Raw genomic sequence first — 12,622 nt, forward strand, 5'->3', positions numbered from 1 at the left:
CTCAGTGCCCTCTTTCTTCGCGATACATCGACCAGAGGAAATAGGCGATGAAGCAGAGCATAATCAGGAAAAGCACCACAGCGATTGCCGCGCCATACCCCATGCGGAAGCCATATTCAGATAGGGCGACTTCGAACATGTAATAGGCCAGCACGCGGGAGGATCCGAACGGCCCGCCCTGTGTCATGATTGAGATCAGGTCGAAACTGCGCAGCGCTCCGATGATTGTCACGACGAATGCAATGAAAGTCGCCGGGCGCAACTGCGGCAGAATGATGTGCCACAGCATTCTCAAGCCTTTGGCACCGTCCAGGCGCCCGGCTTCGATCTGTTCGGGGTCGACGGCATTCAGACCGGTGAGGTAGAGGATCATGCAATAGGCGGTTTGCGGCCAAAGGCCCGCGACGATGATGCCGTAGGTGACCAAACGTTCGTCGCCCAACACATTCAAGGGGCCTATTCCAAATAAGCCAAGAAGCTCATTCAGAAGACCAAAAGTCGGGTCGTAAAACCACGTGAATACGAGGCCAACGACAACCTGAGAAATGACAAATGGAAAGAAAAACAGCGATTTGTAAAGGCGGATACCCCAGACTGTCTGGTTCAGAAACAAGGCAATGAACAGGCCCGCCGGAATGGCCAGAAGGTATAGGATCAACCAGATCAGATTGTTTTTGAGCGAGATATAGAATGCGTCCCGGTCAACCCATTCCCAATACAAATCTTCATAGTTGCGCATGCCTACATATTCGGCGGCACCCAACCCATCCCACTCGTAAAGTGACAGGTTGAAGGATTGGAAGACCGGAATGATCACGTAGACCATAAAGAACAGCAGGCCCGGAGCCAGAAATAGCCACGGCGCGATGCGCTGTTGGTTTCTGTGGAACCAGCTTTCCTGTTCTGGGGCGTCGGCGGCAGTGGTCATGGGTGTCCCGGATTTTCTTGAGGTGAAGGCGGGCTGAAGCCCGCCCTACAAAGCGGGTCAAATGGGCCGGGCTTCAGCCCGGCCCAAGCCTGATCAGTTGTCGTAGATACGCTCTCGCGCGCGTTCCAGCTTGGCCAGAATACGGTCAACATTGTCTGGTTTAACCATGAATTCCTGGAAACCTTCCATTGACACTTTGGCCATTTCAGCCGGTGCGTCGCGGTCCCAGAACTGAGCCACTCCGCCGGGGCTGTTGGTCGAGAGCATCGAAAAGCCCTGCTGCAGGAACTTGTCATCATCCACCGAAGATTGCGCGTTCACCGGCAACTGACCGAGGTTCGATCCGTTGTTGATCTCGGTCTGTTCATCCGACGAGACAACAAAGCGCAGGAATTCACGCGCTGCTTCTTTGTTCGAGGCATTCGCCGGGATATGGAATGTATCGGTCGGCGCGTCTTCAGCCAGTTCGACATCAGGGTTGATTGACACGAATTGGTAGAAATCCAGCTGATCATCGGTCAGCCCTGCTTCACGCAAGGGCGCGACTGCGAAGTTGCCCATCAGATACGCGGCGGCTTCTCCATTGACCATGAACGGCAAAGCCTCCTGCCAGCTATAGGTCTGATGGTTTTCAATGAAGGCCCCCATATCGATCAGCTGCTTCCAGTTGGCAAAGGTCTGTTTGACCCGGTCATCTTCCCAGCTGATTTCACCATTGGCCAGTTGGTTGTGGAAATCAAACCCGTTGGTGCGCATGTTCAGATAGTCGAACCAACCGCCAGCGGTCCAAAGGAACTTGGTCCCGATGGTATAGCAAGCGCGACCTGAATCGACGATCTTCTGGCAATTTGCCAGCTCTTCTTCCCAAGTGGTCGGTTCGCTCAGGCCCAGCTCATCAAAGATGTCTTTGCGGTAGTAAACGCCCCACTGGTAGTAGGTATAGGGCACGCCCCATTGTTTGCCGTCGATGGTCATCGCGCCTTTGGTTGATGCCAGGTTTTCGGCGATTTCAGGTTCCGCCCAAAGATCCGAGACGTCTTCGAACAGACCGGCCTCGACATATGGTTTCATACGGTTGGCGGCGTACCAAGTGGCCACGTCGGGTGTGTCGGCCGTCAGAAAGTTGCGGATCTGGGTCTTATACGCCTCGCGGTCGATAACCGTGGTTTCAATTTCCAGGCCGGGATGCTGCGCTGCAAACCGCTCGATCATCGCTTCCATCGTTGCGCGCGGGGCCGGGTTCGACGTGTCCAGAAAAATCCGAAGTTCTCCGGTCAGGTCGGCAGCCGCCGGTGCCGCGATAGCAACGCCAAGTGCCAGCGCAGCGGTTGTGCGCTTGAAAGTGGAATACATGGTTTCCTCCCTGTTGTTTCCACACAAGTTTCAAATAGTGAAACTATGTTTTATATATTGAAAACTACACATCGACTCGGTTAGTCTTGTCAAGACCCTCGTGCGAACTGCGATGGGCAAGCGGAGGAGAACGGACGCCCGTGTCAGGTGACGGAACTATTGGCAAAGCATGTGACGTGCTGGATCAGGTCGCCGCATTTCAGCGCCCTGTGCGATTTTCGGAGTTGCTGGACGGCAGCGATTTTCCGAAAGCAACATTGTATCGGTTTTTGCAATCGTTAACCAATCAGGGAATGCTATGTTACGACCCCGAGCGCCAAACCTACGCGCCGGGTATGCGTTTGGTACGACTTGCGCATGCAGCCTGGACCCAAAGCTCACTGGCCCCTATCGCACGTCCGTTTCTCGATATTCTAAGCCAGGAAACCGGAGAGACCGTGCATTTGGCGCAGCTTGATGCAGGTCAGGTTCTTTACGTAGACAAACGCAACGCGGCGCAACCGATCGAGATGTATTCCCAGGCGGGTAAGGTAGGCCCGGCATATTGCACGGGTGTTGGCAAGGCGATGCTTGCCTTTCTGAATGAAAGTGACCTTAACCGGGCAATTTCGCAGCAGAGTTTTCACCGCTTTACCGACAAGACTCTGACGTCCGACAATGACCTGCGCACGGATCTTGATCGAATTCGCAGCAAGGGTTTTGCCGTTGATGACGAAGAACATGAACCCGGGATTATCTGCGTTGCTTGCCCCATTCTGACAACAAACGGTCGGGTCCTGGGCGCAATCTCGGTAACCGGCTCGACCCAACGAATGGATTTTGAACAACTCGAGGCATGGGTGCCTCGTGTGCGGCGGGTGGCTGAACAAATCAGCACCGAGGCACAGGCATGGCGTTTCCCTGAAACGCGACCAGACCTCGGCAATGACAGGAAGCAAGCGACATGACAGGTGTAACCCTGAATCAGGCAATCAAGCGGTACGGCCAGACGCAAGTCATTCACGGCATCGACTTGCAGATCGAAGATGGTGAGTTCTGTGTTTTCGTTGGCCCTTCGGGGTGTGGCAAATCCACATTGCTTCGGATGATCGCGGGTTTGGAAGATACGTCGGAAGGCCAGATCCACATTGGGGTTCGGGACGTAACCCACATGGACCCGGCCAAACGTGGTGTGGCGATGGTGTTCCAGACCTATGCGCTTTATCCGCATATGACCGTGGCGGAAAATATGGGCTTTGGGCTTCGCATGAACGGTGTCCCAAAGGCCGAGATCACCAGAAAAGTGCAGGAAGCCTCGAACATTCTGAAGCTTGACCAGTATCTCAAACGCAAACCCAAGGCTCTGTCGGGTGGTCAACGGCAGCGGGTTGCGATTGGCCGTGCCATCGTTCGCGGCCCCGACGTTTTCCTGTTTGACGAACCCTTGTCCAATCTGGACGCCGAGTTGCGCGTGGAAATGCGTGTTGAGATCGCGCGCCTTCATCAGGAAATCGGCGCGACAATGATTTACGTGACCCATGATCAGGTCGAAGCCATGACCATGGCCGACAAGATCGTCGTGCTGCGGGATGGTCGCATTGAACAAGTTGGGGCTCCGATGGATTTGTACCGTGATCCCGACAACCGGTTTGTCGCAGGCTTCATCGGTTCGCCTGCAATGAACTTTCTGGAATGTGACTATGGGGATGGCCATGTCTCCCATCCCGCGCTAGGCAAGCCGTTGCCCGTTTCTGCGACTATCCCCTCCGGTCGGACCAAGGTGACATTGGGCATGCGGCCCGAACATATTCAGATTGACCGTTCGGCCGATACTTGCACCGTGGACCTGACCGAAGCCTTGGGCGGTGTTTCCTATTCATATCTACGGACGCCAAATGGTGATAAGCTGATCATTGAGGAACGGGACGACCAACGAAGCAGAACCGGGGATCGGATCGGCATCGCCATACAGCCAGATCGTGTGATGTTTTTTGATCCAGAGACCGGGCAACGGTATCGTTAGCCACGACCTTCCAGCCCACGGGCAGGCTTACCCGTCCCAAGAGTTACACGACACTTTATCTGACCCGTGGCAAAACGCGCGGGCAGATGCGATTGATTCCAAGTCAAACGTGATTTAATGGAAGCCCTGTCAAAACAGAGTCACCCAGGGGCTGTATCGTGGTTTAGCCCCTCTCACGCCACGCAATTGTGGTTGCAACTCTTGGATCGCACGCCCCGAAAGGCTTAAAAAAGGTAAAAGAATATGGCAGATAAATCGAACTTCGACATATTGTATACCATTGTAGACGAAGCGCCAGAGCTGGCCAGCGCTTCGTTCCTGCCCATCATCCGCAAGTTCGCATCTGCTGCTGGCGTCCGCGTTGGCACCAAAGATATTTCTCTGGCGGGACGTATTCTGGCAGCATTCCCCGAGAACCTTACCGACGATCAGCGTGTAAGCGACGATCTGGCTGATTTGGGCGATCTGGTGAAGACACCGGATGCCAATGTCATCAAGCTGCCAAATATCTCTGCCTCGGTTCCACAGTTGGTTGCGGCCGTCGAAGAGCTGCAATCGCAGGGTTACGACATTCCGACCTACCCTGCAGAACCTGCAACGGATGAGGAAAAGACGATCCGCGCCCGTTATGACGCGATCAAAGGTTCTGCTGTTAACCCGGTTCTGCGCGAAGGGAACAGTGACCGCCGTGCGGCGCGTGCCGTGAAAAACTATGCCCAGAACAACCCGCATTCGATGGGCGAATGGGCGTCGGACAGCAAGACCAAAGTGTCGTCCATGCCGGCCAATGATTTCTATGCAAACGAGATTTCGGCCACCATTACCGCAGCACAAGCAGGCGATGCGACAATCGAATTTGTGGGCAAGGATGGTGACGTCACCGTTCTGAAAGACGGCTGGTCGCTGGAAGAAGGAACCATAGCCGACGCGACTTTCATGTCGGTCAAGGCACTGTCTGCGTTCCTTTCAGATGCCATTGAGGACACCAAAAAAGACGGGACCATGTTCTCGCTGCATATGAAAGCCACGATGATGAAAGTTTCAGACCCGATCATCTTTGGATATGCGGTCAAAGCCTGGCTGGCCCCCGTGTTCGAAAAGTTCGGCGCGGAACTGGATGCGTTGGGTGTGAACCCAAATTCCGGTTTGGGGGCGCTGCTGGAGCGCGTACAGGGTCACGCCGACATCATGACGGCCATCGACGCGATCAAGGCGGACCGCCCGTCCATGTATATGGTGGATTCGGACCGCGGAATCACGAACCTGCATGTCCCATCGGATGTAATCATTGATGCCTCAATGCCTGCAGTGATCCGCGCCGGGGGTAAGGGCTGGGATGAGACGGGTGCCAAAGGTGACACCAACTGTGTGATCCCTGATCGCTGCTACGCGACCGTCTATGATGAGGCCATTAAGTTCTTCAAAGCCAATGGCGCGTTGAACCCGTCCACTGCCGGAGCCGTGGCGAACGTGGGCCTGATGGCTCAGAAAGCCGAGGAATACGGTTCGCACCCGACAACTTTCGAGGCACCGGCGGATGGTACAATCCGCATCGTTCTGGCCAATGGTGAAACGTTGCACAGCCACGGTGTTGAGGCCGGCGATATTTGGCGCGCCTGCACCGTCAAAAAGGCGCCAATCGAGAACTGGATTCAGTTGGCCATGGACCGTCAGCGTCTGACGGGTTCCGAGGCGATTTTCTGGTTGGACGCAAACCGGGCCCATGACGCAGAGCTTATCAAATATGTCAAACCGGCGCTTGAGGCCGCTGGGGTGGCCGACAAGTTCCTGATCATGGCCCCGCGCGAAGCGACCCGTCAGTCGTTGGAGACGATCACAGCAGGTAATGACTCGATTGCCATCACCGGCAACGTGCTGCGGGATTATTTGACTGACCTGTTTCCAATCCTGGAACTGGGTACCTCGGCCAAAATGCTCTCCATCGTCAAATTGATGAACGGTGGCGGTTTGTTCGAAACTGGAGCCGGTGGTTCGGCGCCCAAACATGTGCAGCAGTTGGTCGAAGAAAATCACCTGCGCTGGGACTCGATGGGTGAGTTCTGTGCGTTGGGTGAATCGCTGAACTTCCTTGCTGACAGCAAAGGCAACGAGAAAGCGGGCATTCTGGGTGCGGCGGCCGAAGCAGCGACGCAGGGTATTCTGGACAACAACCGCTCACCCAGCCGCAAAGTTGGTCAGCCGGACAATCGCGACAGCCACTATTGGTTTGCACGCTACTGGGCTGAGGCTTTGGCCGCCCAGTCCGAAGATACGGAACTGGCTGCCGAGTTTGCATCGCTGGCCAAGGATCTGGCCGTCAACGAAGGGCAAATCCTGTCGGAGTTGGCCGCAGCGCAATGTCAAGCTGCGGATTTGGGCGGTTACTATCACACCGATCCGGCCAAAACGGCAGCGGTTATGCGGCCCAGCACAACGTTGAACGCAATCATCGGCTAATCGCTAACGGCAAAACAGGTGATCCTTTGCCTGTTCAAAACACGGAAAGGGACCGGCACAGTTGTGCGGTCCCTTTTTTGTATCGTCGACACTGTCACGGAAAGTGGGTCGAGAAAAGTATTATTCATTTACAATGCTTTATAATGAATTTGTTTGTACTTACGGGATTCCCCTAATAGCACGGCAGCTCTGACTGTTTTAAACCTTGGATAACACAGAATTTCACTGGTGATGCCTCAGGGCCTTATCACTCACTCAGAGAATGACCAGCATTTGGGGTGCTGGTCATTTCATTTTGGTTCTCAGAATTTGCTGGGCAGCCAAGCAGTTCAACCATGGTTGAACACGAACACTATATCGAGTGCTCACAATTATACTGGAGATTGGGTCTTAGCCAACGCGCCGGGGTTCTGGGTTGGCAATCGGCGTCTGTGTTCTTTTCGTTCCGTACGCTGCAACACCTTTGTGTCGCAGATAAGACAGGCGACGCGCCTCACGCCGGGCAAGTGCCAGAGATTCCAGGATCAGCGCGCACACGATTGACAGCATGGTTCCGACAAAACCGGATACCGCGACAACCAAGGACGGAATTCGGTCAACCAAGCCAGTTTCCAAAAACTCGCGGAAAACCGATACGAATACGGACAGCGAAGGTAAGAATATCAACAATGCCAAAGACAGGAAGAACGCGATTGGCTTTTCGTCTTTGATCAAAAGGCCAATCATCTTGAGAATTCGCCACCCATCTGAATAGGTGGCCAGTTTTGAGTTCGAATCCGGAAGCCGTGAGACGTATTTTGTCTCAACTTCTCCAATCGGCATGCGCATCTGCATCGCGTGCACTGTAAGTTCAGTTTCAATCTCGAACCCGTTGGAAACCGCCGGAAAGCTTTTGACAAAGCGTCTGCTGAAAACACGATAACCGGACAGCAGGTCGTTGATTTTGCTGTTAAAGAAGAATTTCACCAGCCCGCTGAACAAGGCGTTTCCAAACTTATGACCCCGTCGATAGGCTTGAATGTCGTCGTTCACCCGTGCGCCATTGACCATATCAAGGTTTTGCGAGACCAGCAGATTGATCATTTCAGGTGCTGCCATACTGTCGTAGGTCGCATCCCCGTCTGCCATGACGTAGACATCCGCATCCACGTCAGCAAACATCCTGCGGACAACGTTACCTTTGCCCTGATATGTTTCAGAGTAGACCAGCGCGCCAGCTTCTTGCGCCACTCTCGCCGAGCCGTCCGTGGAATTGTTGTCGAATACGTAAATTACCGCCTCCGGCAGGGCGGCGCGGAACTGCTTGACTGTTTCACCAATGGCAACGGCTTCATTGTAACAGGGCAAGATAACAGCAATTTCCAAACCCGGCCACGACGCCCGTGTCAGAGATCCACTTTGGATATTCAAGGCACACTGTATCATATGTCACTCTTGCTCGCTCGGACGTGTCACTTGAGGGATGATTGCACTTTGTTCCCAAGATGCTGCGCGTATGAGGTATTTCTGAAGCAGATAAATGGCCGAATTTTGGCATCCGATTGAATCGCGCCGATAATTCAGCAAAAGGGGGCCGGTTCAAGAACCGGCCCCAAAGTTTCAGCTGAACCGAGGGATCAGTTCGAAGCTGCGTTCAACTTTGCGTTTTGCTCACGCAGCGTATCCGAGATGATCGCGTACCATTCACCGGATTGACGCATTTCGATCAGACCCTTGTTCATCATAGCGATGTATTCGCGCGCGAACGGGTTGGTGCGGTGCGCAAGGAAGCTCATCGACGACAGTGTGGACACATAGGGGTTCTCAACGATGTCAGCCGAAGTCAAACCCATGTCTTTCATTGTCGATGCGAACAGATCAACTTCGAATGCCGCAACATCTGCGGTTCCGGTCAATACAGCGTCAAGACAATCACGGGCCGAGCTGGGCTGAACCACAGTCGTGTTCTCGCGGTTCAGTCCCTGTTCTTCCAGAACAACCATACTCCAGCCTGCCATACGGCAAATGGTCGAGCCTTCCAGGTCCTTGAAACTGGTCGCGCTTGCGTATTCGCTTTCCGGCAGTGTGAAGAAGCCGCCGACGATATCATAAACCGGGACCGAAGCTACGAATTGAGTGCAGCGAGCTTCGGTTTCAGGGGACCATTCGTATGTACGGTTGGTACAATCAGGAACGGTCCATGCAATTGAAATATCAAAGGCACCAAGCGGCAACAGTGTATCCAGATGCGAACTCCAGTCGTCGACAAAGCTGACTGAATACTCACGGCTGTTTCCTGCCCGCTGAAGGCTGGTCGTTGCCAGACGAGTCATGATGCCCCCGCCATTCAGTGTTTCGGTTGTGAACGGTTCCCAACCGTTACCAGCCACCATTTTGATCGGCGGCGCATAGACATTCGACCGCTTTACGCTGGCGGCGCGCTGTTCTTCAGCAGCGATGATTTCCTGCGCGCTTTGGCCGTTCGGCAAGCTACCGTCTTCACAGGGCAGGGCCAGCACCAGCCCAGGATTAAGAGCCCCCGGGTTTGTGATCGCGTTCCTGTTCGCGTTGAAGATCGGCTGGTAGTTCGAGGTGCCATAGGCGGCGATGGCGATGGTTGCCAATGTGTCACCATCTTGCACGGTGTAGTTCGTGCACGCTTCCTGTGCAGCGGCGGCTCCCGCACTCAGAGCTGTGATGGCAGTTGCCGACAGCGCCAGTTTCTTAATTTTCTCGTTAAACATTTCCACTTCCTCCAGACTTTTGTTTGTCAGGCCAGACGGGGCCTTATCCATTTTCCATTTGGTGACGCAGGGCGGTCGACACGATATCGCGCCATTCGCCTGACTGCTGCATGATTGCCAGACCCTGATTCAGCGTCTCTAAGATCGCTTCCCCATCAGGATTATCTTTATGGGTCATGACATTAAGCGACTTGATCGCCGCCAGGTTGGGGTTTTCGATAATCCGGTGTTTATAGCCAAGCCGAGCGATGGCTTCCTCTGCCAGATGCGCTTCGATTGCCACGATATCGGCAGTTCCGTCCATCACAGCATGAAAGCAATCATCAGGCGATGTTGGCCGCATCAGCTTGATGACGGGTTCGTAAAGACTTACCGCGTCCATATGTGAAAGCGACCAGCCTTCCGGGCGGCAAATTGTTGTCCCGGCAAAGTCGGCATAGGTCAGCGTCTGCTCGTACCCCGATCCATCGCGCGCAAAGAATGTATCCACGACTTCATAGAACGGGTTTGAGAAATCGTAGGTCTCACAACGATTGCGGTCACTTTCCGACAACGCTGCTGCATCTTCGCAATTTGGGCGTGACCAGGGGAAGGTGCCGTCAAATGCAAGTGTTGGCATCAAGAGATCCAGGTGCGACGACCAATCGTTCACGAACTGAATTTTATACGCTTGTTCCGGCGCGGCACGCAGCATCGCTGTCTCAACCAGATGCGTGTAAAGCCCCCGGTTGGGCAATGCTTCGTCCGTAAACGGAGCGTAGTTCCCACCGGTAATCAACAGCAACTGACGATCACGAATTTCCGGGCGCGTTTCAGCGTTAGCATTTCTGATCAGTGCGGCGGCTTCCGAGCGGGCTGCCTCAATCTCTTCTTTGGCAGCGGCCCGTGCAGCGACGACTGCATCTTCACTTGCCTTCTTTGCCTCAGCCTCTGCCGCCGCGACACGGGCTTCCGCTTCGGCCACGGCTTTCTCCGCGCGTTCTTCTGCCGCTTTTACCAGTTCTGAGGCCATTTCAGCCGCGAGGCGTCCTGCTTCGGTGTCGGGCAACTCGGGCGCGCGCCCGACATCTTCCAGGCAAGGCAATTTCAAAACATCGCCGACACGAATGATATTGGGATTTGTGCCGATAACATCCCTGTTCGCATCGTAGATTGGCCGATAATCTTCGGTTGCGTAAACTCGGATTGCCAATTCCCGCAGACTATCGCCACGCTGAATCTCGTAGTTTGAACATGCCTCTTGCGCTGACGCCGCGCCTGTGGCGGCGGCAAGGGCAAGGCTTGATATGAATAGGTGTTTTCTCATGGGTCCTGTTGCTTTGCCTGGTTATTTTCTCGTAAGTTTTGCGACTGCGATCGACAGATTGTCCTGATCGGGGTCGCCCTTGGCCTGCACTGCCAGTTGCAAGGCTTCGGCGATTTCCTGTGCTAGCTCCTGCTGATGCAGGCGCAGAACATCCTGAATCTCAGCGTCGCTAAGATATTGAAGCCCGTCGCTGCCAAGGATCAGAATATCAGCCGGAGACACGATCAGCGGGTCTTCAGGGCAATCCACTTTTGGAATAGCACCCCCCATGATCACCGACGTCAGTTGGTTCCTGTCCAATCCCCGTGCTTCAGCTTCCGAAAGCTCACCAGCGGCCAGTTTTGCGTCGATCACGGGGGCCATCGAGTGGTCTTCGTTCACCTGTGTCAACTTGCCTTCGCGGAACAGGTAAAGGGGGCTGTCTCCGATCGAAATCCTGAACACACGCTGACCCAGAAAGAGGACACCCAACAAGGTGGAGCCCATGTTGAAACCCTGGCCTTGTGCCTCGTTATGGTCTGATATTGCTGCATTGGCTTGCATGGCAGCCAATGGCAGCGCGTCAATTGCGGCGCCTTCATTCAAGGTATCGGCTTCTAGCTCGGTATCCAGCGCGTTCCGCCAAGCGGCAATCACCATTTCCGAAGCCACTTCGCCCGCCTCGTGGCCACCCATACCGTCAGCGATCGCAATATAGCCCGCGTCCGATGCGTCGAACATGCGCGCAGCAATCGCGTCTTCCTGCGTTTCCCGCTGACCCTGGTTCAGGATCAGCGCAACATCATATGCCGGAGTAGCCAGCATCTATCAGGAATCCCGCCAATCAAAACCTTCATCGCAGAAGGCCATAAATCGGATTGATGTTTCACTGATGCGGATCAGATCACCGCTGGAGAGTGCGATTGTGCTCAGAACGGGTTTACCATTCAGGCGAACAAGGTTGGCCTTTCCGCCATGCCCTAGATAGCATTTCCGATCTTCCGGGTCATAAGCAATAACAGCGTGGTTCGAACGTGAAATGCCTGTGTCGCCGAAATCCAGTTGGATCGCCTGGTCATCGTTTCGACCGATTTGCATCAGGCCTTCGGTCAGGGTGATGCTGGCGCCCCGCCCGGGACCTGCCGTCACCACCAGCCAGCCAACCGGGAATGTTTCCTGAGCAGCTTCGGTTTTTGAGACGGGTTCTGATGTTTCGATCAATTCCTGAACATGCGTGTCCGCACGCTCAAACCCAAGGAACGTTGTTTTGACCCGCGAGCGACGGTCCTCGGCTGGGGCGGCAGGCGTGGGTTGAGCCTGTACGGCACCCTCTTCCACCACTGCCGGTTCTTGCACGGACGGGGCTGCAACCTCAGCTTCCACCGTTTCCGGCGCGCTCATTTCAGCTACATCCAGAGGCGGCGCAACTTCATCCGGTGTTTCGGCAAGCTCGTCTGCTACATGCAAAGTGATGATTTGATCGTCCGAGATATCCTCGTCATCGTCGGGGTCGGCCATCAAGTTCTTGGTATCTTGGTCGTCCTCGTCAGTTGCATCTTCAACGAAGATGGACACTTCAACCGGCTCTTCCGTGTTCTCCGCCGCAACTTCGTCGAATTCCGGCATTTTCTCTTCAGGGATAAGCTCGTCTGTTTCCTCATAGGATTCAGACGTCATGTTTCCACCGGCCAGTGCGGCACGCAGCGCGTTGAAGTCTGCGATAGGCTCCTGCTTTTCGGTTTCAGGTGCCGCGCTGTCAGTTGCATGAGCGTTTTCAGCAACATCATCTTCTTTGGATTTGCCGGCACCTTCGAGAAGCCGGCTCAGAGGGCTTTTGTATTTGAACATGGTGTCGACACCTTCGAATTGTTGGC

10 protein-coding genes are annotated in these 12,622 nt (G+C 54.5%); 3 read left to right on the forward strand and 7 right to left on the reverse strand.

What is annotated here, in order from left to right; all coding sequences use genetic code 11:
- Position 1 precedes the first annotated feature (1 nt).
- Together ACR0D9_RS13410 and ACR0D9_RS13415 are read right to left on the reverse strand one after the other, a co-directional pair.
- Entirely contained in the window at positions 2 to 928 is a 927-nt protein-coding gene (locus ACR0D9_RS13410) for a carbohydrate ABC transporter permease (RefSeq protein WP_480483664.1), read from the reverse strand.
- Positions 929 to 1,021: 93 nt separating this feature from the next.
- On the reverse strand, positions 1,022 to 2,281 hold the full coding sequence (locus tag ACR0D9_RS13415) for an ABC transporter substrate-binding protein (protein WP_480487399.1): 1,260 nt from the start codon (positions 2,279 to 2,281) through the stop codon (positions 1,022 to 1,024).
- Between the two features lie 140 nt (positions 2,282 to 2,421).
- Between ACR0D9_RS13415 and ACR0D9_RS13420 the strand changes: the two genes are divergently transcribed.
- From ACR0D9_RS13420 to ACR0D9_RS13430, 3 genes are all read left to right on the forward strand, one after another.
- Positions 2,422 to 3,228, forward strand: a complete 807-nt coding sequence (locus ACR0D9_RS13420; protein WP_480483666.1) for an IclR family transcriptional regulator — start codon at positions 2,422 to 2,424, stop codon at positions 3,226 to 3,228.
- Positions 3,225 to 4,283, forward strand: coding sequence for an ABC transporter ATP-binding protein (locus ACR0D9_RS13425; RefSeq protein WP_480483667.1), 1,059 nt, complete (start codon positions 3,225 to 3,227; stop codon positions 4,281 to 4,283). The genes ACR0D9_RS13420 and ACR0D9_RS13425 overlap by 4 nt, the downstream gene beginning before the upstream one ends.
- Positions 4,284 to 4,526: 243 nt before the next feature.
- Entirely contained in the window at positions 4,527 to 6,740 is a 2,214-nt protein-coding gene (locus ACR0D9_RS13430; RefSeq protein WP_480539110.1) for an NADP-dependent isocitrate dehydrogenase, read from the forward strand.
- A gap of 390 nt (positions 6,741 to 7,130) precedes the next feature.
- Here ACR0D9_RS13430 and ACR0D9_RS13435 read toward each other — a convergent pair whose 3' ends face one another.
- From ACR0D9_RS13435 to ACR0D9_RS13455, 5 genes are all read right to left on the reverse strand, one after another.
- Positions 7,131 to 8,165 (reverse strand): glycosyltransferase family 2 protein, encoded by a 1,035-nt coding sequence (locus tag ACR0D9_RS13435; protein WP_480487404.1) that lies wholly within the window; start codon positions 8,163 to 8,165, stop codon positions 7,131 to 7,133.
- Positions 8,166 to 8,356: 191 nt separating this feature from the next.
- The gene (locus tag ACR0D9_RS13440; RefSeq protein WP_267366224.1) at positions 8,357 to 9,463 is read right to left on the reverse strand and encodes a transporter substrate-binding domain-containing protein; all 1,107 of its coding nucleotides are present in this window, start codon (positions 9,461 to 9,463) and stop codon (positions 8,357 to 8,359) included.
- Positions 9,464 to 9,506: 43 nt separating this feature from the next.
- On the reverse strand, positions 9,507 to 10,769 hold the full coding sequence (locus tag ACR0D9_RS13445; RefSeq protein WP_480483670.1) for a type 2 periplasmic-binding domain-containing protein: 1,263 nt from the start codon (positions 10,767 to 10,769) through the stop codon (positions 9,507 to 9,509).
- Between the two features lie 21 nt (positions 10,770 to 10,790).
- The gene (locus tag ACR0D9_RS13450) at positions 10,791 to 11,573 is read right to left on the reverse strand and encodes a PP2C family protein-serine/threonine phosphatase (RefSeq protein WP_267366226.1); all 783 of its coding nucleotides are present in this window, start codon (positions 11,571 to 11,573) and stop codon (positions 10,791 to 10,793) included.
- Positions 11,574 to 11,576: 3 nt separating this feature from the next.
- A complete protein-coding gene (locus ACR0D9_RS13455; protein ID WP_480487406.1) occupies positions 11,577 to 12,596 on the reverse strand; it encodes an FHA domain-containing protein in 1,020 nt (339 codons plus the stop codon).
- Positions 12,597 to 12,622: the final 26 nt, after the last annotated feature.

Source organism: Ruegeria sp. AK11 (genome assembly GCF_056541095.1).